The organism is Salinibacterium sp. SWN1162 (assembly GCF_015864675.1).
GTDB lineage: Bacteria > Actinomycetota > Actinomycetes > Actinomycetales > Microbacteriaceae > Rhodoglobus.
Window position 1 is genome coordinate 269,621 of sequence record NZ_JADYWT010000001.1, and the last position, 25,455, is coordinate 295,075.

Genomic DNA, 25,455 nt, shown 5'->3' on the forward strand with positions numbered 1-25,455 from the left:
TAGCTCCCCCTATGTGTTCGCTGGCATCCGGTGTGCCCGCGGCCCAAACGCCACAAACAGCACCGCGACGATGACCGCCCACGCGGGGTACGTCAGCCAGACCCACTCGGCCCCGGGCTCGCCCGAGCCGGCGCGCGCGTAGATCACTCCCGCCGAGCTGCTTCCCACGACGCCACCGATCGCGTTGGCGAGGCCCTGCACTCCGAAGTAGCTAGCGACTGAGCCTTCCGGGGCAAAGCGCGACACGGTGGCGTTGAGCACGGGCTGCGCAAGCATTTGGCCGACGATGAACACGGCAACGCCCACGAGCATCCCGACCAGATTGGTCGAAAGTCCCATGATGCCGACGCCGACACCCAGACACGTTGTCGCGCCGGCGAGGGTGACGCGGTCAGGCAGAAAACGGTTGGCGGCACCCGTGAGCGGCAGCATCGTGAGTACCATCACGATCGCGGCGCCCGAGTAGATGAAACCGAGATCGGACGGGCCCGAGGTGAACTCGGCGGCCCGGAATGGGATCACGAGATAGAACTGAGCGACGAGCACCGCGGTGCCCGCCACGAGCGCGCAATACCGCACGAACGCGAGGTCGGCGAAGGCCACTCGCAAGCGCGGCGGGGTGCGGGCCTTGTCGTCCTCCCCCGGTCCGGGCAAACCGAACGCGCTAATGATGAACGCGATCACGAACATCCCGGCCGCCGACAAACTCACGAAAGCAAAGTCAGCGCCCGCTAAGAACCCGCCGATGATCGGGCCGACGATGAAGCCGACGTTGCTCACGACCTCGCGCGTCGAATACACCCGGATGCGGTCGCTGCCGGTCGTGAGGGCGGCATACGCCGAATAGCTGGCGGGGTGAAACAACGCACCGCCCAGCCCCGTGAGAATCGACGCCACCACGAGCAACGGCACCGAATCTACGGTGCCCAGCATGGCGAAGCCCGAAGCCCGAATGAGCACCCCGATCAGGATGGCGCGGCGAAAGTTGATGCGGTCGGCAACCCACCCGGCAATCGGCATCATCCCGTTTTGGGCCGCCGTACGGAGTGCCGTCAACGCCGCAACGACCGCAATCGTGAGGGTCAGATCTTGCAGAAAGTGATACGCCAACAACGGGACGAGCATGTAAAAACCAACGGCCATGATGAAGGTATCGCTGTAGAGAACCTTCAGCGCAAACGAGACCGGTGGACGCTTTGCCACGCCCTAATCCTGCTCGTCGTTCGCAGGCGGACGCGGGCCCCAGGCCCGCACTCCCACGTACACCGGCACCGCGATGACTACGAACGGCGCGAGGCTCGGCAGCAGAACCGAGCCCACGATCACGACCGCCAGCGTGAGCAACACGAGCAGCGAGCGACGCGGATGCTGCAGCATCAACACGAATCCCTCACGGGCCCAGGTGCGGGCATCCGCTTCGGGAAGGATCGTCGAGGCAGCCGTCAGCGCGACGGCGAACACGCCCACCGCGGCGGCGATCGGCATCACGGCGGCGGCAAACATGAGCGCGAGCGGATCGCCCGTGCTCGTGAGCTGCGCCGCGAGGAAGACGCCGTCGGCCACCAAGATCGCGAATACGACGATCGCGATGGCGCCGAGGCCCAGCGTGCGTCGCCACGTATCCCGAAACTGCCGGAACGTGTTCGTGAAGACTTTGTCGTCGTTCGTGACATTCCAAAGCGCGAAGGCGCGAGCGAGCGCGACCGCGGCCGGCAGCACCGTGATGATGCCGAGCGACAAGATGAGCACCGCAAGCGACCCCAGGAAGATATTTCCCGGGTAAGCGAGCGCACCGAGCAGAGAGGTCTCCCAGCGGGGAGACCGTCTCGTGGCCTGCGGTCGTTGCGGTCGCTGTCTCATCGGTGCGTGCTCGTGCTCCCCTGGAATCCTTCGCCCACGACGGCTGTTGCGCCCAAAGTCGGAGCGTCGCCATCAAAGCCCAACGATACGGTTTCGGTCACTCCGTCGCGCTCGATCTCCACACGTACTCCGCCGGCAGCGACGTCGTAACGAATGCTCGCCGGGGCAGTGTCATCCCAGCGACGCGACTCAAGCACCGTGACGAAGCGAGCACTCGTCGTCGGCTCGCTCACGCGCTTGAGCGTGTGCTGCTTCTTGCTAATCGCCAGGCTCGGCGTGGATGACGTGGGGTTGGCGTGTACGGCCGTTTCGACAATCTCACTGGCCGCATTGTCGTCGAGCGCAGCGATCGGCATGACACCGTGTCCAGCATCCGCTCGCCAGCGCTTGTCGCCGAGAGCAACGGGTGCGTTGTCGGTCTGGAGCAACCACGTCCAGGTGCGGGGCTGGTCGGCGGCGAGGTCGTCGGCGATCACGAGGGTTCCGCCGGGCGTCATGACGAGGTGACGGCGCACCCGCGTGACACCAAGGTCACGGGCGTACATCGCGGAGGACTCGCTCACCGCGTGCGTCCAGCCATCCTTGATCGTTGTCGTCAGAATTTCTGCCGTGAACTCCTCGGCCAGCTCTTCGAACACGTGGTACCGGTCTTCATTCACGAAGCCGTTGCCGTCGATCAGGATCGAGTTGTGGTGCTCAGTGAGTTTGCGCGACGAATAGCCTTCGTCGATCGCCAAGTACGAGCCGTTCCCGAGGAACACAAACGAACCTGAGTCGGGGTGGTGGTGTCCCGCGTTGAGCGTGACCCAGCCGTTCTCCTTGCGCTGGCGGTGCGACTGATCCCACGCTTTGTGACCGCCACCGGGCGATGCTTTGAACGAGACGAGGCTCGCCTGCTCATCCCACGAGCTGCGCCCGACGACGAGTCCGAGGTCTTCGAAGTACTTGCTCGGCGGAAGAGTTTCCGGGCCGGCCGGCTCAACCGTGGGGTCGAACCAGAGCAGCTCTTGATACGCCTCGGGACGAACGCCGGGCCGCACTCCACTCTCGTACGCTTCGCGCCAGTAGAACTCGGTCGACACCTTGTTGGCCAACCACTGCGCCTGCGGAATGCGGTATTCGGCAGCGAGCTTGTAATAGAGGGCGAGCGGATGCCCGCTGCGGCGGTCGTGGCAGTCACCGTGGTCAACGATGCGTTCCAGATCGGGAGCCGCTTGGTAGAGGCGGTACCAGAAGGTCTCCTTCAAGTAGGTGCCGCGGTTGAACCAGTCGAGACCTTCTTGGTCGCGCAGCACGTCAAGGTAGCTCGCGATCCACGGCACCCCGTAGCGCCAATAGACGACGCCTTCGTTGTTAGAACCGTCGTCGGGAAGCGCGTCGAGAACCTTGCCGAAGTTGTCCTTGGCGCGCTCAGTCCACGCCTTCGCTTCGGGGTACTTCTCTTGCAGGGCATAGCCGGCGGTCGCGAGGCCCGCGTAGCAAATCCAGTTGTGGTTCTGCCAGTACGACGACGACCACCATCCGCCCTCTTTCTCCACAGCGAACTCGTACATGCGCTGGCCCTGCAGCAACAGTTTGTCTTCGAGCACCTGCTTCTCTTCGGGACGCAGCGCATCGCCGGCCCACGAATACGCGAGCGAGAGCCCGTGCAGAATCCAGCCGGCATCGAGATCGTGGTCGGGCAGATTTGCCTTGCCCCAGTGCGGGAACGACAGCGGCGGGGCCAACCAACGACGCAACTCTTCGAGGTAGGCCTCTTGCCCGGTCAATCGGTAGGCAAGCGCAAGGTTCGCCGAGCCCGGCCCGAAATAGGTGATGGATGCCAGCGGGTGTTCCTGCGGAAGTTCCATCCCCTTCGCGCGCTCACACTCCTCGAGCAGTCGACGGAACTGCGCGCTCCTGCTGCCATCAAGTTCGCTGCGCAGCTGCTGCTCGCGGTCGCCGATGAGCATCGCGCGGCCCGTTGCCGACGAAAGTGAAGCTGCGGTCGATGATGTGGGGGTTGTGGTCTCGGCGATGTTGGTCACAGTCCTACCTCTATTAGTGATGAGTCGGGGGCGGCAGTGGGGATCGTGATCCGCACTGCGGTGTCAGAGAAGTCGGCTTCGACAGTGTCGAGGCTGAACTCGGGGTCGAAGGAGTACACGCTCACGAAAGTTGCGGCGCTGGCGGTCATCGACCAGTCGCCAACATGCTGCAGACGGCTGGGGTCATCCGATGGCCCGCGGCCCGCGGCCAGTTCGAGCGTGGCGTTGCCGGATGCGCGATGCCAGCCGGTCAAGCCTGCTTGCCCGCGGCTCAGGGTTGGCTTCGCATGAGCGCCCGTCAAGCCTGCGCCCGAAGCAGCGCCCCAAGTCGAACGCCACGAGTCACCCGCCACCACAACACTGAAGTCAACGGCCGGGCGAAGGCCAAGCGAGATCTCGTGGGGTTCGCCGTCATCGCAGACGACGTGCACGACATCCACGAGCAGTCCGTCTGCGAGTTGCACGGTGCGGCTCAGTCGAACGCCCTCGATCGCGGTCGTCGTCACGGCCGTGACGCGAGAGGCCGCAGCATCCCATTCGGTAATTTCAGCACTGGCTTCGACCTGGTCAGCGCCGTCAACGCGAACGGTCGGATGCGCGATCGTGCGCGCGTAGTACGAGTGACGAAGCGCATGCCCATACGGCGGCACAGCCGGAGCCGGCTGCCATTTCGGGCCATCGCCATAAAGGTAGAGCGCGAGCTTGTCGAAGTGACCGTGGGCTCCGCCGTGCGGTCCAGCATCGAGGATGCCGACCATGCGGTTGCGTGAATCACGCAACACGACATACCCGGCATCCTCGAATGCTCGCGAACCGACCACCACCGGTGCGCGGTCAAGCGGTGCTCCCACAAACCAGCCATCGAGCATCCACTCGAGACCATCGTGGTCAGCACCAAGTCTTTCAACGACCCACGACTGCACAGTCGCCAAGCCGGTATCGCTGAAGAGCTGCACTCCCAGCGTGCAAATTTCAAGCACTTCGCGGTGCATCGCGTCCCGGTCATAGGGGCCGTCGTGCAGCGCGGGCAAGAAACCATCGGGCGCCGCGATCGAGACCAGCACGTCGATCATGCGACGGAGCGTGTCGACGGCGTCGGCCGGAAGTTCCGCCAGTTCGATTCCGCGCAGCCCCAGAAGATAGGCCCGTAAAACGAACACGTGATAGTAGGTGGATGCCTCCCACTCCCACCCGTCGGAACGTACCGCGAGTTGCATATGGTCGAAGACCACCGCCGCAAAGTGTGGTGCGACCGCGGGCCCGCCCAGCGTGTGCGAGGCCAGCGCTACCAGCCGGGCGGCGGCATCCAGCCACGCGGTGTAGTTGCTGCGCTGATCGTCACGATCCTCCACGAGGATGCGGCGCGACTCGGCCAGTGTCGCGGCCAATCCGTCGAGGGTGCGGCTGAGATCGGTCGACTCGCGAAGTTCGGGAAGCGGCCCCAGCGTGATGATCGCATCGGCAAAACCGACAGCCCACTGCGCCTCAGAGAGCGCCTGAGCGAAGAGCTTGCCCTGCAGCATCCACGATTCGCTCTTGTCGCTCCAGCCGCCGGCCGAGATCTGCACGTAGAGAGCGGAGTAGTCGAGAACGAGCTCGATGGCCCGTTCTCGATCGGCCGCCTCGCCGTGCAACGCATACCGTCGCGCAGCAACTCGGGCGGCACGAGCGAGCGCTTGATGTTCAAGCGCGAGCCACGCGGCCTCGACCTTGTCGCCCGTGAGGCGACAGCCGTGGTCGCACAGAAACTCGTCGCCGTCGCGGGCGCCCAACTCGATGCCATGCGTGGGGCAGACATAGTCATGCCACCACCCACCCGGCTGCTGCGGAACAGAACTCATCGGAAGTTGAGGCCTCCGTTGATGTCGACAACCTGGCCCGTGACGTACGACGAGAGGTCAGAGGCCAAGAACAGGGCAACGTCGGCAACGTCGCCCGCGGTGCCTGCCCGACCGAGCGGAATACCCGCGACGATGTTCTTCTGGGCCTCGCCCGGGGTGAACGTCTCGTGGAAGGCGGTCTCGCCGATGAAGCCGGGAGCAACTGCGTTCACGGTGATCTTCTTGCCGGCGATCTCCTTGGCCAGCGCCCGAGTGAAACCGACCACGGCAGCCTTCGAGGTCGCGTAAACAACCGACCCCGCACCGCCACCGTTTTCGGCGGCAAGCGACGCCATCGTGATGATGCGGCCGTGCTCCGACTCGGCGAGCGCGGGAAGGGCCTGCCTGGTAGTGAAGAACGTGCTGGCCACGTTCACATCCATGATCTCGTTCCAGCGCTCATCCGTGGTCTCGGGGATGGTCGCGCGGCCCACCAAGTGGCCGGCGTTGTTGACGAGGATGTCGAGGCCGCCCAGAAATTCCACGGCCGCATCCACCAAGGTGGTCGCCTGCGCTGAATCGGTGAGGTCGGCCTGAACGGCGAGCGAGCGTCGTCCGCCCGCTTCGATCTCTTCCTTTACCGCTGTGGCTCCCGCTTCACTGTGGGCGTAGTGCACCACAACGTCAGCTCCTGCCGCCGCCAGTGCTTTCGCGATGGCCGCGCCGATTCCTGCTCCTGCGCCTGTAACGAGTGCGCGTCGTCCGGTGAGGTCAATGCTCATGTCTATCTACCGTGCCTATCTATTTGTTGGATGGGCGGCTGCCACTAGAGCAACCGTTCGTGAAGGGGGTGCGGCTACTTGATGCCGGCGTTAGTGAAGCCCTGAATGAAGTACTTCTGGGCGAAGATGAACAGGATCACCATGGGCACTGTCGCCATCGTGGTTCCCGCCATCAGGTACTGCCATTGCGTGTTGTCGAGCTGCTGGAAGACCGCAAGCCCCACCTGGATCACGCGCAGGTCGCTACTGGTCGTGACGAGCAGTGGCCAGAGGAAGTTGTTCCAGCTCTCTTGGAAGGTGAGCAGCCCCACCGTCGCGATGGCCGGCTTGATGAGCGGCGTATAGATCTGCGCGAAGATGCGGAACTCGCCCAGCCCATCAATACGGGCAGCCTCTTCGAGGTCTTTTGGCAGCGACAAATAGAACTGTCGAAAGAGGAAGATGGCGGATGCGCTGAGCCCACCAGGAATGATGAGTGCCCACCACGTGTCCAACCAACCGCTACCGCCTTGGCCGAGGATGTCGTTGCCACCGAACAGGGGCATGAACTTCACGAGCAAGAACTGCGGCACGATCTTCGTGTAGGTGGGGATCATCAGCATCGCGATAAACGCGAGGAAGATCGCTTCACGCCCGCGGAAGTAGATGCGAGCAAGCGAGTATCCCGCCATCGCTCCGAGGGCGATGGTGATGAGCGTGTGAGTCGTCGCGATCACCAGGCTGTTGCGAAAGTAGAGGCCGAACGGCGCAGCATCCAGAGTCGCGGCGTAGTTGCTCCACATCCACTCCTGCGGGAGCACCGTTGGCGGAAACTGGGCCAGCTCGGCCGGCGACTTGAGGCTCGTCAGCACCATCCAGAGGAACGGCACGAGCATCGTGATTGCGCCCAAGCTGAGCAGCACATTGACGAGCACCGCCTGACGCCCCTTGGCGTGATGGAACCAGCGCTTGCGGGGTGCGACCGTGATCTCTTCGCTGATCGCGAGGGCCTTGATGGTGGGGAGAGTCATCGCTAGTCCTCTTCTTTCGTGGCACGACGGCTGATGAGGGTGACAACGAGCAGGAAAGCGAACAGGGCGACCGACTGAGCCGATGCCATTCCCATCCGGAACTCCTGAAACGCCGAGCGGTAGACCTCGTAGGTCATCATCGTGGTTGCGTTTGCGGGCCCACCGTCGGTGAGCACGTAGATCTGGTCGAAGACTTGGAAGGCTCCGATGATCGAGATGATGAAGACGAAGAACGTGGCCGGCTTGAGCATCGGAACGGTGATGCTGAAGAACTTGCGCACCGACGATGCGCCGTCGAGCGAGGCTGCCTCATAAAGCGATTCGTCGATGTTCTGCAGGGCCGCGATGTAAATGAGCATCTTGATACCGATGCCCTGCCACGCACCGACCAGAATCACGGAGGGCAGTGCCCACTGCGGGTCAACGAGCCACGCTTGCCCGGGGAGGCCCACGGATTCGAGCATGGCGTTGAGCAGACCGTACTGCGGGTTGAAGATCCAGAGCCACACCATCGCGATGGCGACGGTGGCGGTGACCTGCGGGAGGAAGAAGGCGGTGCGGTAAAACTTCTGCAGCTTGAGGCCCTGATTGAGCAGCACCGCTACGACAACGGCGACGGCCATCGACACGGGCACGGTCCAGAAGGTGTACCAAATGGTGTTGCCGATCGACTGCATGAAGACCGGGTCGCTGAACATCTCAACGTAGTTGTCGAACCAGATCCACTTTGGCGCCGAGAAGATGCCGTAGTCCGTGAAGGAGAGGTAGAAGGTCGCGATGACGGGGATCAGCGTCCAGAGACCAACGTGAATCACGGATGGCGTGATCATCAGCCAACCAGCACGTCGCCGTTTCTTCTCGGCCATACTGATCCGCTTGCGCTTGCGCGGAGGTGCTGTTGCCGTGCCGGGCACAGGCGCCGCTTTCGCGACCTGCACTGGCTGGTGGTCTGTAGTAGTCATCACGCCCTCGTGTGTGTGGTGCTGGGAAGAGGGATGCTCGGGTACGTGGAGTACCCGAGCATCCGGGGGAAGAACTAGCGGTCTATCGAGGTCTGAACGAGCGCGGCGAGGTCATCAAGGGCCTCTTCCGCTGACTTCTGACCAAGCAGAGCTGCTTGAACGGCAGGGGCGAAGTCGCCACGGACTTCGAGCCACTGAGCCGGGCCACCTTCGCGCTGAGCGACGTCAAGGTTTTCCATCGCGAACTGAACGAAGCGATTCGACTGCACGTAGTCGGAGTCGAGCAATTCGGTCAGAGCCGGCACGTTTCCGCGCTGTTCGTTGGCGGCGAGTGCAGCGTCCGGGCTCGACAGGAACTCGAGCAGTGCGCGGGCAGCCTGGGGGTTCTTCGAGTTGTTAGCAACGGTCGCCAAGGTTCCACCGAAGAACATTCCGGATGCATCGCCCTGAATAACGAAGGGCTCGAGGTTGTCGAGTACGGTTTCATCCGCTTCGAGCGCCTGCGTCCAGAGGTTGTTGTGGGCGATTCCCATTGCGGCGCGCCCGTTGATGAGCGGGTTCACGATGTCGTCCGTTGAGGTGAAGCCGATGTCTTCCACTTCGTACTCGTTCACCATGTCAGCCATGAGGCCCAGGGCCGCAACACCTTCATCACTGTTGAAAGCGGGAGCGGTGGCATCCTCATTGAAAAGTGCGCCGCCGGCAGAGAAGAGCATTGTCTCGAACGCCTGACGAGCATCCAACGACATCATGTCGAAGCCAGCGCGTTCAAGCGAACCATTTGACGAACGCACGGTGGTCGCTTCAGCGATTTCAATGAGCTCTTCCCACGAGGAGGGCGGGCTGTCGTAGCCAGCTTCCTTGAGGATGTCCATGCGAGCGACTCCGAAGCGGGTGTCGAGCATGATCGGTACGGCGTAGACGTTGCCGTCCCACATGCCGGCTTCGACGATCTCGTCGGTGTAGCTCTCCTTGAGGTCAGCTTCGCTGAGGCCGAGTTCACCGAGGTCGGCGAGCACGCCCTTGTCGGCGAACGCCTCGATCCAGCCGACGCCCATGAGCATGACATCGGGGACGAGACCGGAAACGACCGCCGTAGTGAGTTTCTCGTTCAGGTTGCCGTAGGTCGTGTAGTCCACGTTGACCGTGACGTTGGGGTACTCCTCGTAGAACTGCGGAAGCAGCTCGTCTTCGAGAAGGTCTTGCCCGGGGCTTCCTTCAAAAATGGGGGTGAGCAGGCTGATCTCGCCCGAAACCTCATCGGGGTTCAGATCGGCGTCTGCTTCTCCGGCTGAACAGGCGGCGAGACCGAGACCCAACAGGGCCACCATCGCGACCGATGCTGTGCGGCGCATTCGTGACTTCACTTCCATGTGCATGTCCTCTCAAGCTGAGATTGAGCGACGGCTCCAGTGCCTTCGTTCCGCGACGTCGTCGTCGGCTCATTCGATTCCTAACCGATTTCCTAGGGGGGTGGGTGAAATCGGTGTAACGATGCACTGACCATAGACGAGTCATTCTCTGAGAGTCAAGGGCGACGATGAAATTACTCTCACAAGGCACGTACTTGCTGGACCACTGCTTGCCGAAGTTCAATAAATCGTTACACTAAAACGACGATCATCAGGATCGCCAACAACCGAAGGAGGTCGCGTGGCTCGAGTAACCATCCAGCACGTGGCGCAAGCTGCTGGGGTCTCCCCCAGTACCGTCTCCAATTTTTTGAATGACCGTCAGGGCCGGATGGTCGCGGCAACGCGAACTCGCATCGAGGCCGCGATCGCAGAGCTTGGCTACCGCCCCAATCGTGCTGCTCGCCAGCTGCGCAACGGCAAAACTCAAACCGTGGGCCTCGTCGTGCCCTCGGTCGGCAACCCTTTCTGGGGCGCCTTCGCGCACGAAGTGGAAGTCGCTGCCCTGGCTTTGGGCTGCAGTGTTCTGCTCTGCAACAGTGAGCGCGATCCCGAACGCGAACGCCGCTACGTCGAAGAGCTGTGGGAAGACGGCGTACGCAGCATCATCCTGTGCACCTCGCTCCCGTCGCTCGATCACGTCAGCCACGTCATCGACGAAGGTCTGCGCCTCGTCACGTTCGACCGGCCGGCCCAGCCGAATGACCCACAATCTGTCGTGAGCATCAGCATCGACAACAATGTGGGTGGCCAAGTCGCCACCGCGCATCTCCTCGAGCTCGGTCACACGAGCATCGCCTTCGTGTCGGGCTCAATCCGCTCGGTGAACCGCTCAGCGCGCTACCGCGGGTACTGCGATGCTCTCGAAGCTGCTGGGCTCTCGGTTGCCGATATGCCGCAGTGGACCGGGATGGATGCTTCGCACTTCGGTGATGTCGAAGCCGCCGAGGTGGGGCGAGCCGCAGCGCGCGATCTCTTCGCTGATCCCAAGATTGCGCCGACCGCGGTGGTAGCGATCAACGACATGACGGCACTGGGATTCTGCCGCGGGCTCCGCGATCTCGGCCTCAAGGTCGGACACGATGTGTCCGTGATCGGCTTTGACGACATCATCCTCGCCGACCTCTACGACCCGCCGCTCACAAGCGTTCGCCAACCCATCACCCGGATGGCGCAGCTCGCCGTGTCGGAGGCCATCGAGCGTGGCTCCAACGAATCCACCGATCCCGGCAGTTCCGTTCTCTTGCGCCCCGAGCTTGTGGTGCGAGAATCGACAGAACATGTCTCCTCAGCCGCACGACCCTAAGCAGCCGGCCGCACCGGAACCCGCACCCGCACCCCAGCGAGACCGCCCCGCCCTGCTGCGCCACTGGAACGCCACCGCGATCACGTTCGCGGTGCTCTCCATCATCGGCCTAGTCGGCACGTGGGTCTTCAACGCGCTAGCAATCGTGCAAATGCGCAACTTCCTCGGCGACTGGTTCGGCAACGGCCCCGCCGTCAACTCACTCGGCGTCGACCTCTTAGTGGTTGCTGTCGCGGGCAGCATCCTGATCATCATCGAAGCGCGGCGCCTCGGGATGAAGCGGGCCTGGCTCTACATCGTGCTCTCGGGCATCACGGCCTTCGCGTTCACCTTCCCGCTGTTCCTCGCGATGCGCGAGCGCAAGCTCGTGGAGCTCGGCCGGCGCTAGGTAACCTGTTGACCGAGCCCGCGCTTCAACAGCGTCAACGCCAATGGGTTGACTGCGCGAAGCTCGGCCCCCGCTACATCGTAGACAAATAGAGCAATTTCTAGCCGGTTAGCGAACGCCACCGCGCCTGATGAGTATCCGGTACTGGTGAAGAAGAGTGGGAGTCTGCCATCGTCGCTTGCCACCCCGGCTAGTTCCCTCACAGGGGCCACGCCAACAGAGCCGGCGAAGTGTTTCACCTGTGCGATGTATCTGCCTCCAGCGACATCGACTCCTCCGTCGCCTCGGAAGGGAGTTACCTCAGCGTTTACCTCACCTAAATGGCGCATCCACTGCGCCACGAGGCTTTCAGCGCCTCGCGGCGTCACACCCGTGCTAATCCGGTCCGGACGGGCTGAATCGCGTGCAACTCCTCTCGATGTGGAAATCCCCTCACGGCGCCTTCTCCTATCCAGAACATGAATTGCTCCCTCGAATGCAGCTTTCCTCATCGAAACAATATGGAAGAAGCGAGCGTCATTCGCCTCTTGCCTGATGTGCGAGAACGAAATAAAAACTGTGACCGAGAGCACAAGAAAAACAATGGCTGCGGCCCATAACACCGGTATCGAGTCAGTCACTTCTTTAACTACGACGACTTCGGACTTGCCGTACCAATACGCGACCCCACCCAGCACCAGGGCTGACATGACTCCGACCGCCGCGAGTGCGCCTCGTTGGTCAGCTTTGCGTTCGAGGTCGCTTTTGTTGAGCTTGATTTGTGGGGTGAGAATCGAATCGACAGCGGTGCGAATGTCGGCGTCAGAGGCTCGAAGGTCTGGGAAATTTCGCGCAAACTTCGCGCCAAGTTCACGTGCGGAATTGACGGATCTCATTGGAACATGATCGCACCTCAAAGGCAGGATGGCGCGGGGCACGGCACGAGATATCGCTGAGCGTGCAGCCTGGGCCGCGAGCGCAAGCTCCTAGAGCTCGGCCGGCGCTAGCGCACCCGCGGGTGCCAGCAGCCTCTAATAGAAGGTGGGAGAATCAAAGGATGAAGATCCTCTCGATTCAGTCCGCAGTCGCGTTTGGTCATGTCGGTAACTCCGCTGCGGTGTTCCCGCTGCAGCGCATCGGCGTCGAGGTTGTACCGGTCTATACGGTCAACTTCTCGAACCACACGGGCTACGGCGCTTGGCGGGGGCCGATGATCGACCCCAGTGACGTCTCCGAGGTCATTGCGGGCGTCGAGGACCGCGGGGTCTTCCCCCAGATCGACGTCATCCTCTCGGGCTATCAGGGCGGCGAGGGCATCGGCGATGTCATCATCGACGCCGTTGCGCGCGTCAAGGCAGCGAACCCCAACGCGATTTACGCGTGCGATCCCGTAATGGGCAATGCGAAATCCGGATGCTTCGTGGCCCCGGCCATCCCGATCCTGCTGCGCGAGCGTGTTGTTCCCGTCGCCGACATCATCACGCCCAACCAGTTCGAGCTGGGCTTCCTCACCGAAACCGAACCCGACACGATCGAGTCGACGCTCGCATCCGCCGATCTCGCCCGCGCCATGGGCCCGAGCACGGTTCTCGTCACGAGCGTTGAGCGCCCCGACCGCGAACCCGACACCATCGAGATGATGGTCGTGACGGATGCCGGAGCTTGGATCGTGCAGACCCCGCAGCTGCCCATGAAGGCCAACGGTTCCGGCGACGTGACCGCCGCCCTCTTCACCGCCCACTTCGTGCGCACCGGCGACGCCGCCGATGCCCTGGCTCGCACGGCATCCAGTGTCTTCGACCTGCTCACCAAAACTCTCGAGTCGGGCGAACGCGAGTTGCAGCTAGTGGAGTCGCAAGAGTTTTACGCAAACCCGCAGATGCAGTTCACGTCGCGCCAGGTTCGCTAGGCGCCGGAGAACCAGAGCCAGTCCCTGCGGGCCAATAAGGCACAGACCAACAAGACCCAGACCAACAAGAAAAGGCCCACCAACCGGTGGGCCTTTTCTCTTACCTCTGCTGTGCGATTGCACTGTGCGCGAGGGGGGACTTGAACCCCCACGTCCTTTCGAACACACGGACCTGAACCGTGCGCGTCTACCAATTCCGCCACTCACGCGTGGGTTGAGTTGAACACTCAACTGAGTGAGATTATCACAGCGTCAGGGTGTTCAACGATTCGTGAGCATGAAGATGTTTAGTGACGATTCACAGCTTTGTCATATAGGGTCGATAGCTGTCCGTGTGCCTAAAGCCACGGGTTCAACCAGACTTGATCCAAAACTGTCCAACCAGACAGAAAACAGACCACACCCCTGGGGGTTACCGCGTGAAACGATTGCTGACACTCAGCGCGATCATGGCAGTTGTCGTGAGCGTGACTGTTCCAGCCGCAGCACACATGGAGCCTTCGTCGCGCGACATCGAATCCACCGCTTCCGCAGCATCGGCATCCGCCGTTTTGCAGCAGTCTGTTGCTGTCGCCACCACCGAGCCCGTTCAAAGCGTGCCGATCCAGTCCTTCGCCTCTTCGGTCGAAACCGAAATCAGTGCCGCAAAGCGCGACAAGCTGAGCATCAAAGAACCCGAGCCTGAGCCAGAGCCCGTCGTCGAGACCTACACCGCAGGGCCTTCAGGTTCGTTTGCCGGTAGCTACAGCGGTGAATTCGCTGGCTTCTTGGCCGTGTGGCCTGCCAATGCTCCGGTAAACGACGGATTCGGTTACCGCGACGGTGGAGAATTCCACGGCGGCATCGACATCATGACCGGCAGCGGCGCAACGCTAGTCTCTGCCTCCCCCGGTGTTGTGACCGAAGTCACCTACGGCGGCGGCTGGGGCCAGTACGTCAAGGTCGACCACGGCAGCGGAGTTTCGACCCTGTACGCCCACATGATCGCCGGTTCGCAAATGGTCTCGCCTGGCCAGACCGTGTCAGCGGGAACGCCTCTCGGGCTCAGCGGTTCCACCGGCTACGTCACTGTCGCCCACCTCCACTTCGAGACCTACGTCAATGGCACCCGCGTTGACCCCATGGGCCTTCTTCCCTAATAGCTCGACCCTGGGTAACGGGTTAGCTTCACACACCGGCTAACATCGACGTACTACACCGAGCCACTACGAGGAGAGCTTTGGGTCTTCTGGACAACTTTGAGCGAGGTCTCGAACGCGCAGTAAACGGCGCATTCGCAAAGACCTTTAAAAGTGGTCTGCAGCCCGTCGAAATCACCAGCGCCCTGCGCCGCGAACTCGACACGCAGGCCGCTGTTGTGTCGCGCGACCGCATCCTCGTGCCCAACAATTTCACCGTTCGCCTGAGCGATACCGACTACCAGCGAATGGCAGGGCTCGGCAGCACTTTGATTTCCGAGTTGACTGAACTCGTGCAACGGCATGCCACGGCTCAGCACTACTCCTTCTCCGGCGGTATCTCTATCGTTCTGGCGCCCGACGATTCCCTCAGCCAAGGCATGATCGAGGTCGACTCAATCAGCGTTAAGGGCACCGTTGCATGGACTCCGGTGGTCGACATCAACGGCACGCGTCACACTCTCGCCCACTCCCGCACCATCATCGGTCGCGGTAGCGAAGCCGACATCACGGTTGACGACAACGGAATTTCTCGCAAGCACGTAGAGATCCTCTGGGACGGTTCGCGCGCCGAAGTGAACGACCTAAACTCCACAAACGGGTCAAAATTGAACGGATCGCCAGTTTCTCGCGCACCACTCGCGCCGGAATCCGTGATTGATATCGGTCGAACCCGTATCGTGTTCCGTGTGCTTGCCCAATCTGCCGATGCCGACCAGTCCGCTGCTCGCCGCAATGACCGGGGGTTCCCCCTGTGAGTGAACTCACGCTTCTGCTGCTGCGCATCGCATTCCTCGCGATCATGTGGGGCTTCATCTTCGCGATCGTTTACGCACTGCGCTCCGATCTCTTTGGTGAGAAGGTGCGGCGGATGCCCGTGCAAAGCGCTGCCCAGGCACAGCAGGCGCCCTCGACTCCGTCTACCCCGGTCGCCGCGCAAGCCACTCGACCGGTCCAGCCCGTCGCCGCGTCTGGAAGCTCGCTCGATGCCACTCGGCTCGTGATCGTTTCTGGTTCAAAGGAGGGGCTCGAAATTGCGCTCCCCGAAGAGCAACTCACTATCGGTCGCTCAAGTGAGTCCGGGCTTGTTATTCGCGACGATTACACCTCAACCCATCACGCGCGCTTGCTGCGTTGGGCGGATAGCTGGGTTGTTCAAGATCTTGATTCCACCAACGGCACGTTTCTGGCGGGCCAGCGCGTGAGCGTTCCGACGCCAATTCCGTTGAATACTGCCATCAAGATCGGCACTACTAGCTTCGAACTGCGGCGGTAGCTGAATGGCCACGCCGGGCAACAGTGCTGCCGCATCCCATGTGGGCAAGGTTCGGGCTAACAACCAGGACAGCGCCTACGCCGGCAGCCATCTCTTCATCGTCGCTGACGGTATGGGAGGCCATGCGGGTGGCGATGTTGCTTCGGCGATCACGATCAAGCACGTTGTCGAGGCCGATCGCAGTTTTGAGTCAGCTGACGACGCCGCTCAGGTGCTCCATGACACTCTCCTCGCCGCGAACGCGATACTCTCTGACACCGTAATCGAGCACAACGAGCTCACCGGCATGGGCACCACGGTGAGTGGAATGATCCGCGTTGGCAACAAGATGGCCATGGCGCACATCGGTGACTCGCGCATTTACCTGCTGCGTCAGGGCGAGATGACGCAGATGACGCACGACCACACTTTTGTGCAGCGACTGGTCGAAAGTGGCCGCATCACTCTCGAAGAGGCCGCTGTGCATCCGCGCCGTTCCGTTCTTATGCGCGTTCTGGGAGATGTCGATGCGTCGCCCGAAATCGACACCGAGGTCTTCGCCACCCAGCCAGGTGACCGATGGTTGCTCTGCTCGGATGGCTTGAGCAGCTTCGTTACCGAAGACAAGATCGCCGCAACCTTGCGTCGCGTCACCGATCCGCGGGTTGCCACTGAACGACTCGTTCAAGCCAGCCTTGATCAAGGTGCCCCTGACAACGTCACCGTTGTTGTGGTGGATGTCGGCGATGACGACACGTCTTCTCACGAGCCACCCCTGATGGTCGGTTCCGCTGCTTCACCGCTGTCATTCGAGCCGACAGTCGCCAAGAAGCAGACGCGCTTGCCGAACCTTTTGCTGCATCCGTTGAAGGCAACGCAGCCAGACGACAGCCACTTCGAGCCCGAATCTGACGAGTACTTCCAAGCGATTATTCGCGAAGACCGCCGTCGTGTTCGCCGCCGTCGCATCTCCTGGATTACCTTCATCACTCTCACGATCGCCGCGATCGTTGCCGGTCTGGTCCTCGGCTACCAGTACACCCAACAGCAGTTGTACGTGGGCATCGAGGATGGCAACGTAGCGATTTACCAGGGTGTCCAGCAGGACATCGGCCCTATTTCGCTGTCTCATATCTATCAAGTCACTGATGTTCGAGTCGTCGATCTTCCGCTGTACCTGCGTGCCAGTGTCGAAAACACCATCAACGCGCGTGACCTCGCGGATGCCCGTCGCATTGTAGGAATGTTGTCTGATGCCCAAGTCCCCTAGCGCTGAGACCCGCGCCTCTGCCACGGCGGTCCCGCGGGCTATCACTGAAAACATCCGGCTCAAGCTCCGCGTGCCCGCACGGCTGCGCAACCTCGAATTGCTCTTGGTTATTGTGGCGATCGCGATCAATCTGGGGGCCATCGCACTCGTGCAGCTGGGCGCGCTCGGCAGCCTCGATTTCACCGTTCTCGCACTTTCCGGGGTGCTTGGGGCGTTGGTGTTCGCCATGCACATCACCCTGCGAGTGACCGCTCGCGATGCGGATCCGCTGATCTTGCCCATCATTACCGTGCTGAACGGCATCGGTATTGCCATGATCTACCGTCTCGATATCGCCGATGAACTCACTGGTTGGAGCAGTGGAGGAGTTCGCCAGATCATCTGGACCGGTATCGCAATCGCGATTGCAATCGCGGTACTGCTCATCATCAAGAATCACCGTGTTCTTCAGCGTTATCGCTACATCGCAATGTTCAGCGGTATTGCGCTGCTCCTGCTCCCGCTCGCTCCCATCATTGGCGACACTCGGTTCGGCGCGCGCCTGTGGGTTCAAATCGGTCCTTTCTCTTTCCAGCCTGGCGAACTCGCCAAGATCGCCCTGGCAGTGTTCTTCGCGGGGTACTTGGTTTCAGCCCGCGATTCCTTGTCGATGGTCGGTCGCAAATTCATGGGGATGACGTTCCCCCGAGCTCGCGACCTCGGCCCGATCTTCGTTGTATTCGTCGCCTCCATGTTGGTGTTGATTTTTCAGCGCGACATGGGAACGGCGCTTCTCTACTTCGGTCTCTTCCTTGTCATGATCTACGTCGCAACAGGGCGTTCCAGTTGGATCCTTCTCGGTATGGCCATGTTCCTCGGCGGAGCGTTCGTCGCGAGTCGCTTCTTGACCTACATTTCCGGACGCATTGATGCCTGGCTCAACCCCTTCGATCCAGCAGTGTACGACGCGACGGGCGGCAGCTATCAACTCGTGCAGGGCCTGTTCGGGCTCGCGGATGGCGGGCTCATCGGTACCGGTCTTGGCCGGGGAAGTCCTGAGATCACCCCTCTCGCGGAGAGCGACTACATCATCTCCGCTCTCGGAGAAGAACTCGGCCTTATCGGCATCTTCGCAATTCTCGCGTTGTACCTTCTCTTTGTGTCTCGTGGATTCCGTATCGGCTTTGCCGGTCAAGATGATTTCGGCCGCCTCCTTGGTGTCGGTCTCGCTTTTGTGATCGCACTGCAGGTCTTTGTCGTCATCGGCGGCGTCACCCGCGTCATTCCGCTGACCGGACTCACCACTCCCTTCCTCGCTGCGGGTGGTTCATCGCTCGTTGCTAACTGGATTATTGCGGCCCTCCTGCTGCGCCTCTCCGACACCGTTCGACACCAACCACAGTTGGTCGTGGAACCGTCTATCGAAAACCGATTGGTGGTGGGACAGTGAACCGCGAACTCAAGCGTGTGAGCACCGTCGTGCTGCTCATGTTCGTGAGCTTGTTTATCTCGAGCTCCGTTATTCAGGTCGTCACCGCTGATCAGCTGCAGGCGGATGGCCGAAACGTTCGCACGCTCTACGCAAGCTACTCAGCCGAACGTGGTCCGATCCTTGTCAATGGCGAACCTATTGCGTACTCCGAGCCGGTCGATGACGAATTCAAGTTCTTGCGGGTATACCCGAAGGGCGAGTTGTATGCGCCGATCACGGGATACCTCACCCTGAATCAAGGCAACACCGGGCTCGAACACTCGCTCAACGACTACCTCAGTGGCTCGTCGAATGATCAGTTCTTCGACCAGGTGAACTCGATTCTTACGGGCCAGAACCCCACGGGCGCCGCGGTAGAACTGACTATCGATCCCGTTATCCAGCAAGCAGCATGGGACGCGCTGGGTGACCTCAAGGGAGCCGTCATCGCGATCAAGCCCAAGACGGGTGAGATCCTCGCGATGGTCTCGAAGCCTTCGTACGACCCCAACGAGTTGGCAGTTCACGACAGCGCCGAGGTCATCGACGCCTACACTCGCTTGTTGAACGACGCCGATGAGCCTTTCTACAACCGCACGCTCGCTGGGCCTCTCGACCCTCCGGGATCGACGTTCAAGCTTGTTGTTGCGGCAGCCGCTCTCGAAAGCGGCGACTACACCGCCGAAAGCACGTTCCCGAACCCCGCTTCGCTGCAGTTGCCGGAGAGCACTTTCGAGATCAGCAACGCCGACTCTGGCACGTGCGGCTCGGGCAGCACAGCCACGATCGCCACGGCCATCCAATTGTCGTGCAACATTCCGTTCGCGCAATTAGGCGATGCTCTTGGTTCTAACGCGATTCGGGAACAGGCCGAAAGGTTCGGTTTCAACGAGAGCGTTTCGGTACCCCTCGTCTCGACCGAGAGTGTCTACCCCAGCGCGCTAGATCGCCCTCAGACGATGCTCTCCGCCTTCGGTCAGTCGAGCGTGCGCGCTTCCCCTTTGCAAATGGCGATGGTGTCGATGGCGATCGCCAACGGCGGTAATATCATGCAACCTAATCTTGTTGAGAGCGTCGTTTCGTCCGACCTCACAACCATCCAGTCCTTCGAACCAACGTTGTTCAACCAAGCAGTCAGTGCCGAAACCGCAGCATCCTTGACCCAGATGATGGTGAATGGGGTCGATAACGGTGCAGCAAACACTGCCGCGATCGATGGCGTTGAGGTCGCAGGAAAGACCGGTACAGCAGAGAACGGAGAAGGTGAGCCATACACACTATGGTTCACTGGATTCGCGCCGGCAAATGATCCAGAGGTTGTTGTGGCGGTAGTGGTTCAGGATGGTGGCGGGCTAGGACAGTCCGGAACCTCCAGCGGGCTTTCCGCACCAATTGGGCGTCAAGTACTAGAGGCGGTGCTAAACAAATGAGACCGACTAGCGGACTCACTTTCGGCGGTAGATACCAGCTGTCCAGTCGCGTAGCGATCGGTGGCATGGGCGAGGTCTGGGAAGCAACCGACCTCGTGATCGGTCGAACGGTCGCGATTAAGATCCTCAAGGATGAATATCTGGGAGACCCCGGATTCCTCGAGCGTTTCCGTGCAGAGGCCCGCCACGCCGCTCTGGTGAACCACGAGGGCATCGCGAACGTCTTCGACTACGGCGAAGAGGATGGCAGCGCCTACCTCGTTATGGAGCTCGTACCCGGCGAAGCACTCAGCGCCATTCTCGAGCGCGAACGAGTACTCGATCCCGATCGCGTGCTCGACATGGTCGCGCAGACAGCGGCCGCACTTCAAGCTGCTCACGCCGCAGGACTCGTCCATCGCGACATCAAGCCCGGCAACCTTCTCATCACCCCTGAGGGCCGGGTGAAGATCACTGACTTCGGCATTGCGCGCATCGCCGATCAAGTACCGCTCACAGCGACCGGCCAGGTCATGGGCACGGTGCAGTACCTCTCGCCAGAGCAGGCCAGTGGTCATCCCGCCTCCCCCACCACCGACATCTATTCGCTCGGTATCGTCGCTTACGAGGCGTTGGCAGGGCGTCGTCCATTTACGGGCGAGTCTCAAGTGGCGATCGCCATGGCTCAGATCAACGAGACTCCGCCTGAGCTGCCGATCACCGTTGCAGAACCGGTTCGCAACCTTGTGTATGCCTGCTTGGCTAAGTCGCCAGGCGACCGCCCGTCATCCGCGTCGCATCTTTCGCGTGCCGCCCAGTCGCTCCGTCGCGGAGACATCGCGGCTGCCGCCGCTGCCGTGCCCGGAATCATGGGCGACAACTCTCACGCGGCAACTGTTGGACTCAACTACGGCAATGCAACCCAAGCCACGCGAGTACTCAACACCGCTAGCGCGCCCGGTGAAGCCCCGACCGCTGCAGAGATCGCCGCAGAATCGAAACCACGCAACGCATGGACGTGGCCGATCGTCGCGCTCATTTCCTTGCTCGCAGTTGTTCTGATCGGTGCGATTATCGCTCTACTCGCAAGCCCGGGAGAAGAAGAAGCCCCACCAACCAGCGCCACACCAACTGTTTCGGTCGCTCCAGAGCCCGCCCCGTCGACGTCAGCACCGCCCACCAAGGTGTCGCTGACGGAAGACGAGCTACTCAACCGCACACGAGACGCTGTTGAGCAGTTGCTCGAAGAAAAGGGTCTCTTGCTCGACGCTCAAACCGGGTCTGAGGCTCCAACGTCAAACGACGTCGGTCGCTCTTACTCGGCGGCACCGGTAGGAAACGTCGCGATCGGTGAAACGATCACCGTTCGTTTCTACGATGAGATTCCTGAGACGCCGACCGCACCTCAGCCTCAAGCGAACCTGCTCGAACCCGCAGGCCCCTACAATCCCGGTGACACTGTCACCGTGAAGTGGAATACCTACAGCGATTGCCCCGCAGGGCATGCCCTGTCGTCGTATAACTTCCTCGTTCAGGGTGGGCCGAGCGCCGGGCCGTCTGAATACGACAAGGATGCCACGTCGTTCGACATCGTTCTTGGCGAGGACTCGACTGTCTCGACAAAGATCTCCTACTCGGTCACGTGCGACGGTCTTGTCGCGTCGCCCATGTCGGAGCAAGTCATCGTTACGGTTACAGATCCCGCTCCGTAAGCAGTGATCGGCAAAGGCAACGGATACACTTATTCGGTACTGATTCAAACAAAAACAGGAGTTAACCAGTGAGCGAAGGCGTGGCACAGGGCGTACGCCAGCTCGCTGGTCGGTACCAAATCGGTGAGCTTCTCGGCCATGGCGGAATGGCTGATGTTCACCTCGGCATCGACACTCGGCTGGGGCGGCGCGTAGCTATCAAGCTGCTCAAGCCAACTCTCGCTAACGATCCCGCCTTCCGAACCCGCTTTCGCCGTGAAGCTCACGACGCCGCGAAGATGGCGCATCCCACAATCGTGCGCATCTTCGACGCCGGTGAAGAGTCCGTAGTCGACCCCTCCGGGCACGAAACGCTCATCCCGTTCATCATCATGGAATACGTTGACGGTCGTCTGCTCAAAGACATCGTTGCCGAGGGCCCGCTTGCGCCCGAAGAAGCAGCCCGTATCGTCTCCCAAGTCCTCACCGCGCTCGAATACTCTCACCGTGCTGGCGTCGTTCACCGTGATATCAAGCCCGGCAACATCATGGTCACCACGGGTGGTCAAGTGAAGGTCATGGACTTCGGTATCGCCCGTGCCGTTTCCGACTCCGCCGCAACAATTGCTGAGTCGAGCGCAATCGTCGGGACCGCTCAGTACTTCTCCCCCGAACAAGCTCGCGGCGAGAGCGTGGATGCGCGTTCTGACCTGTACTCCACCGGTGTCGTACTGTTCGAACTGCTCACCGGAAAACCGCCGTTCAGCGGAGCAAACCCGGTTGCTGTCGCTTACAAGCACGTGAACTCCGAGCCGATCCCTCCCAGCACCATGGTTGCCGCAGTATCGCCGGCACTGGACGCTGTTGTGCTGCGCTCGCTCGCGAAGGATCGCTTCGACCGCTACCAAAGCGCCGCAGAGTTTCGCACTGACGTAGAGTCGGCCGCCGCCGGGTCAGTCCCCGAGCGCAAGCAACTAGCGGCTAACGACTTCAACAGCACCCTGTTCGGCGTCAACCCGAACATGACGGCCGGAAGCGACGCCACCTTCCGCCAACTTGCGGTAGATGAGAACGACCGCAGTCCTCGCACGCAAAACCGCCCTCCCGTCGCGTGGATCTGGGGCGGCATCGCTTTGATGGCGGTCATCATCGTCTCGGTCGTCGTCTGGGCGTTCACCCTCACTCCGGCTCAGCTCAGTGGCTCCACCGCTGTTGACGTGCCCGATGTTGCGACGATGACCTATGAAGACGGGGCTGCGCTGCTGACGGAGCTCAATCTCGTTCCCAAACAGGTTAGCCAGGCCAGTGAGACCGTGGATGAGGGAATCATCATCCGCACCGACCCCGGCCCCGGCCAGACCGTTCCTCTCGGACTCGAGATTCAGGTGGTCGTTTCTCTCGGCCGCACGCCCGTAACAGTGCCGAACGTGTCGAATATGCAGCAGGATGCCGCGATTGAACTGCTGGAATCCGCCGGCCTGGTCTACGGCTCAACCTCACAGGAGTATTCGCCCAGTTTGAAAAAGGGCACCGTAATCAGTTCAGATCCCCGTGGAGATGCCGAGCGTAATTCGGCCGGCGAGATCATCCGCGAGGGTGAGACTGTCAATCTGGTGGTCTCGAACGGTCTCGTGAAAATCCCGGATCTCGTGGGCACCGATTTAGGTGAAGCCAACAACACGCTCACCGCGCTGCAATTGAGCGTGAGCGCGAATGCAAACTTCGGGTGTTCTGGTAACTCAGTCACTTACCAGTCGATCGTTGGCGACCAACCTCAGAAGTCCAACATCACCATCGAGTACTGCGCCGCCAACTAGCTGGTAGTTACTAGCTAGTAGCTAGTAGCTAGTTGTTAGTTGTGAACGAGCGGCGTGAGGGTCTTGGCGAGCGCGGGGGCGTCCGGCAATCCTGCCTGCGCTAGCCAGTTGCCGAGCATGAGGTAGCCACCCTCGGTGAGTACTGACTCAGGGTGGAACTGCACGCCGTAGACGGGTTGGGTTGCGTGCTGCACCCCCATAATCACTCCACCGGGCGTGCGCGCCGTCACCACGAGTTCGTCGGGCACAGTGCCATCGACGATCGCCAGTGAGTGATACCGAGTCGCCGTAAATGGTTGGGGAAGGTCGCGGAAAATCACGCTGTCATCGTGGTCAATCTGCGAAGTCTTACCGTGCATCAGCTCGTCGGCATGGGTCACTGTTGCGCCGAGCGCTTCAGCGATTGCCTGATGTCCAAGGCAGACTCCGAACAGCGGTTTTCCGGTAGCGAGCGCGGCGTGCACGATCGGGATGCTCACGCCAGCGTTGGCGGGTGTGCCAGGACCAGGCGAGAGAAGAACGGCGTCGTACTCAGCGATTCGATCGGCAGCCTCTTCCGCGCTGAAAGAATCGTTGCGCACAACATCCGTCGTAGCGCCGAGTTCGAGAAGGTAGCCGTTAAGCGTGTAAACGAAACTGTCGTAGTTATCGACAACGAGAATGTGAGTCACTGTTGCACCGTCGCATCCAAAGGAGTGACAAGCGGCAACAACCACGGGAACACGAACGCGAACAGTACCGTGACGGCTACAGCCGCCATGATCAACAGGATCAGCACGCGGACGAGTGCTGGGCCTGGGAGTACGTTCCAGAGTGCTGCATACATTAGCCAGCTCCTTCGAGGTTTTGAGCGATCGCTGCGATTTCAGAGGGGGCGCCTTCTGAACGCGGGTACCAAGTGTCGTACACCGCATAGGCGATGATTCGTTCATCCGCGGTATGAATGGGGTTACAGCTCGTGAGCGTCATTATGCGATCACTTGCAACTGCACCGTCGAACTGGGGTACGGGGTTGAGTACTCCCACCCCGGATGCGGGCACGTATTCCAGCGAACGGAAGACGTAGCGGTACCAACCCGCTTCAGTCTCCACGTAGACGCTGTCTCCGAGTTGCAGCTTATTGATATCGAAGAACGGATCGCCCCACCCGGTTCGATGAGCGGCAACTGCAAAGTTGCCCACCTCTCCCGGCATCTGCGTTCCCGTGTAATGACCGACTCCGCGCGTGTTCAATACCCGTTCGAGACTGACGCTCTCCGCTATCGGGCGAGTGTAGTCCGCGCCAAAGCGCGGAACGATGAGGGTGCCGAAGACCTGAGCTTCACCGGGTGCTTCGTCGACAACGGGCACCCCAGGATCTGCTCGCTCGTCTGGGGCAAGCTTGACCGCTTCGCCCTTGTTCCACTCTTGGCTCAACTCAATAGCTTCGTCACGCTGGGTGTTGCTGACAAAGATGTTGTTGACCCAGGTCTGCCACACAAGAAACAGCAGCACAACTACGCCGGCCGTGATGAAGATTTCGCCGAGAACACCGATGAAAGAAACAGGGCGGCGGGCTTTCGCACTGCGCCGTGTGCGGCGGCCGTCTTCGAGAACCATAGGCGCAATTCTATCCGCAGTCTCCTCCGCGTTTCCGCGCGGCCGTTCGTCACTCAGGGCGTTCGCGCTAGAATCTCTCCCATGGCCCGTAATTCTGCAGAAAAGTCACCGTCGCGTCCCGCTGAGGACACTCCCAACGCGGTCTGGTTCAAGCCCGTCATGTTCGGCTTCATGCTGATCGGGCTTGCCTGGATCATCGTGTTTTACGTGAGCAACCAGCAGATGCCTGTAGCTTCGCTCGGCAGCTGGAACATTCTTGTTGGTTTCGGCATCCTCTTCATTGGATTTCTCATGACAACACGGTGGCGTTAGAAATTACACGCGTGTAGTT

At 61.1% G+C, this 25,455-nt stretch carries 24 protein-coding genes and 1 tRNA gene; 12 read left to right on the top strand and 13 right to left on the bottom strand.

The window, feature by feature from the left end; all coding sequences use genetic code 11:
- Positions 1 to 9 precede the first annotated feature (9 nt).
- The 8 genes from I6E58_RS01245 to I6E58_RS01280 form a co-directional block, all read right to left on the bottom strand.
- The gene (locus tag I6E58_RS01245; protein WP_197129539.1) at positions 10 to 1,203 is read right to left on the bottom strand and encodes an MFS transporter; all 1,194 of its coding nucleotides are present in this window, start codon (positions 1,201 to 1,203) and stop codon (positions 10 to 12) included.
- A gap of 3 nt (positions 1,204 to 1,206) precedes the next feature.
- Positions 1,207 to 1,860 carry a DUF624 domain-containing protein gene (locus I6E58_RS01250; RefSeq protein WP_197129541.1) on the bottom strand — a complete coding sequence of 218 codons (654 nt, stop codon included), beginning with the start codon at positions 1,858 to 1,860 and terminating at the stop codon, positions 1,207 to 1,209.
- Positions 1,857 to 3,887: a DUF4962 domain-containing protein gene (locus tag I6E58_RS01255; RefSeq protein ID WP_197129543.1), complete on the bottom strand. Its 2,031-nt coding sequence runs from the start codon at positions 3,885 to 3,887 to the stop codon at positions 1,857 to 1,859. The genes I6E58_RS01250 and I6E58_RS01255 overlap by 4 nt, the downstream gene beginning before the upstream one ends.
- Positions 3,884 to 5,728, bottom strand: a complete 1,845-nt coding sequence (locus tag I6E58_RS01260; RefSeq protein ID WP_197129544.1) for a heparinase II/III family protein — start codon at positions 5,726 to 5,728, stop codon at positions 3,884 to 3,886. The genes I6E58_RS01255 and I6E58_RS01260 overlap by 4 nt, the downstream gene beginning before the upstream one ends.
- On the bottom strand, positions 5,725 to 6,489 hold the full coding sequence (locus I6E58_RS01265) for an SDR family NAD(P)-dependent oxidoreductase (protein ID WP_197129546.1): 765 nt from the start codon (positions 6,487 to 6,489) through the stop codon (positions 5,725 to 5,727). The genes I6E58_RS01260 and I6E58_RS01265 overlap by 4 nt, the downstream gene beginning before the upstream one ends.
- A 74-nt stretch (positions 6,490 to 6,563) precedes the next feature.
- On the bottom strand, positions 6,564 to 7,499 hold the full coding sequence (locus I6E58_RS01270) for a carbohydrate ABC transporter permease (protein WP_197129548.1): 936 nt from the start codon (positions 7,497 to 7,499) through the stop codon (positions 6,564 to 6,566).
- Positions 7,500 to 7,501: 2 nt separating this feature from the next.
- Positions 7,502 to 8,461 carry a carbohydrate ABC transporter permease gene (locus I6E58_RS01275; protein WP_197129551.1) on the bottom strand — a complete coding sequence of 320 codons (960 nt, stop codon included), beginning with the start codon at positions 8,459 to 8,461 and terminating at the stop codon, positions 7,502 to 7,504.
- Between the two features lie 74 nt (positions 8,462 to 8,535).
- Positions 8,536 to 9,834 carry an ABC transporter substrate-binding protein gene (locus tag I6E58_RS01280; protein ID WP_197129553.1) on the bottom strand — a complete coding sequence of 433 codons (1,299 nt, stop codon included), beginning with the start codon at positions 9,832 to 9,834 and terminating at the stop codon, positions 8,536 to 8,538.
- Between the two features lie 280 nt (positions 9,835 to 10,114).
- On the opposite strand from I6E58_RS01280, the gene I6E58_RS01285 reads away from it, so the two are divergent.
- Positions 10,115 to 11,179 (top strand): LacI family DNA-binding transcriptional regulator, encoded by a 1,065-nt coding sequence (locus I6E58_RS01285; RefSeq protein WP_197129556.1) that lies wholly within the window; start codon positions 10,115 to 10,117, stop codon positions 11,177 to 11,179.
- Entirely contained in the window at positions 11,154 to 11,567 is a 414-nt protein-coding gene (locus I6E58_RS01290) for a DUF2834 domain-containing protein (protein WP_231595109.1), read from the top strand. Before I6E58_RS01285 ends, I6E58_RS01290 begins: the two co-directional genes overlap by 26 nt.
- Here I6E58_RS01290 and I6E58_RS01295 read toward each other — a convergent pair.
- Positions 11,564 to 12,442, bottom strand: coding sequence for a restriction endonuclease (locus tag I6E58_RS01295; protein ID WP_197129558.1), 879 nt, complete (start codon positions 12,440 to 12,442; stop codon positions 11,564 to 11,566). The two genes, I6E58_RS01290 and I6E58_RS01295, sit on opposite strands and share 4 nt — an antisense overlap.
- Positions 12,443 to 12,603: 161 nt before the next feature.
- Here I6E58_RS01295 and pdxY point away from each other — a divergent pair, with 161 nt between their 5' ends.
- Positions 12,604 to 13,455 (top strand): pyridoxal kinase PdxY, encoded by an 852-nt coding sequence (pdxY, locus tag I6E58_RS01300; protein WP_197129561.1) that lies wholly within the window; start codon positions 12,604 to 12,606, stop codon positions 13,453 to 13,455.
- 125 nt (positions 13,456 to 13,580) lie between these two features.
- On the opposite strand, the gene I6E58_RS01305 is transcribed toward pdxY, so the two are convergent.
- A tRNA-Leu gene (locus I6E58_RS01305) sits at positions 13,581 to 13,664 on the bottom strand.
- Between the two features lie 210 nt (positions 13,665 to 13,874).
- On the opposite strand from I6E58_RS01305, the gene I6E58_RS01310 reads away from it, so the two are divergent.
- The 8 genes from I6E58_RS01310 to pknB all read left to right on the top strand — a co-directional run bounded on the left by I6E58_RS01310 (position 13,875) and on the right by pknB (position 23,525).
- Positions 13,875 to 14,594: a M23 family metallopeptidase gene (locus I6E58_RS01310; protein WP_307841916.1), complete on the top strand. Its 720-nt coding sequence runs from the start codon at positions 13,875 to 13,877 to the stop codon at positions 14,592 to 14,594.
- A gap of 80 nt (positions 14,595 to 14,674) precedes the next feature.
- On the top strand, positions 14,675 to 15,391 hold the full coding sequence (locus I6E58_RS01315) for a DUF3662 and FHA domain-containing protein (protein WP_129072638.1): 717 nt from the start codon (positions 14,675 to 14,677) through the stop codon (positions 15,389 to 15,391).
- Complete coding sequence (locus I6E58_RS01320; protein WP_197129564.1) at positions 15,388 to 15,909, top strand: FHA domain-containing protein; 522 nt, start codon at positions 15,388 to 15,390, stop codon at positions 15,907 to 15,909. The genes I6E58_RS01315 and I6E58_RS01320 overlap by 4 nt, the downstream gene beginning before the upstream one ends.
- Before the next feature lie 4 nt (positions 15,910 to 15,913).
- Complete coding sequence (locus I6E58_RS01325) at positions 15,914 to 17,158, top strand: PP2C family serine/threonine-protein phosphatase (RefSeq protein WP_197129568.1); 1,245 nt, start codon at positions 15,914 to 15,916, stop codon at positions 17,156 to 17,158.
- Positions 17,142 to 18,587 carry an FtsW/RodA/SpoVE family cell cycle protein gene (locus I6E58_RS01330; RefSeq protein ID WP_197129571.1) on the top strand — a complete coding sequence of 482 codons (1,446 nt, stop codon included), beginning with the start codon at positions 17,142 to 17,144 and terminating at the stop codon, positions 18,585 to 18,587. The genes I6E58_RS01325 and I6E58_RS01330 overlap by 17 nt, the downstream gene beginning before the upstream one ends.
- Positions 18,584 to 20,038 carry a penicillin-binding protein 2 gene (locus I6E58_RS01335; RefSeq protein ID WP_129072634.1) on the top strand — a complete coding sequence of 485 codons (1,455 nt, stop codon included), beginning with the start codon at positions 18,584 to 18,586 and terminating at the stop codon, positions 20,036 to 20,038. The genes I6E58_RS01330 and I6E58_RS01335 overlap by 4 nt, the downstream gene beginning before the upstream one ends.
- Positions 20,035 to 21,729 carry a protein kinase gene (locus tag I6E58_RS01340; protein ID WP_197129573.1) on the top strand — a complete coding sequence of 565 codons (1,695 nt, stop codon included), beginning with the start codon at positions 20,035 to 20,037 and terminating at the stop codon, positions 21,727 to 21,729. Before I6E58_RS01335 ends, I6E58_RS01340 begins: the two co-directional genes overlap by 4 nt.
- A 68-nt stretch (positions 21,730 to 21,797) precedes the next feature.
- Positions 21,798 to 23,525, top strand: coding sequence for a Stk1 family PASTA domain-containing Ser/Thr kinase (pknB, locus tag I6E58_RS01345; protein WP_197129576.1), 1,728 nt, complete (start codon positions 21,798 to 21,800; stop codon positions 23,523 to 23,525).
- A gap of 35 nt (positions 23,526 to 23,560) precedes the next feature.
- Here the strand turns inward: pknB and I6E58_RS01350 are convergent, their stop codons facing one another.
- The 3 genes from I6E58_RS01350 to I6E58_RS01360 are packed head-to-tail and all read right to left on the bottom strand — an operon-like array spanning position 23,561 to position 25,124.
- Complete coding sequence (locus I6E58_RS01350) at positions 23,561 to 24,196, bottom strand: gamma-glutamyl-gamma-aminobutyrate hydrolase family protein (protein WP_197129579.1); 636 nt, start codon at positions 24,194 to 24,196, stop codon at positions 23,561 to 23,563.
- Positions 24,193 to 24,351, bottom strand: a complete 159-nt coding sequence (locus I6E58_RS01355; protein WP_197129582.1) for a hypothetical protein — start codon at positions 24,349 to 24,351, stop codon at positions 24,193 to 24,195. Before I6E58_RS01355 ends, I6E58_RS01350 begins: the two co-directional genes overlap by 4 nt.
- The gene (locus I6E58_RS01360; protein WP_197129585.1) at positions 24,351 to 25,124 is read right to left on the bottom strand and encodes a class E sortase; all 774 of its coding nucleotides are present in this window, start codon (positions 25,122 to 25,124) and stop codon (positions 24,351 to 24,353) included. The genes I6E58_RS01355 and I6E58_RS01360 overlap by 1 nt, the downstream gene beginning before the upstream one ends.
- Positions 25,125 to 25,205: 81 nt before the next feature.
- Here I6E58_RS01360 and I6E58_RS01365 point away from each other — a divergent pair, with 81 nt between their 5' ends.
- Complete coding sequence (locus I6E58_RS01365; RefSeq protein ID WP_129072629.1) at positions 25,206 to 25,436, top strand: cell division protein CrgA; 231 nt, start codon at positions 25,206 to 25,208, stop codon at positions 25,434 to 25,436.
- The last annotated feature ends 19 nt before the right edge of the window (positions 25,437 to 25,455 follow it).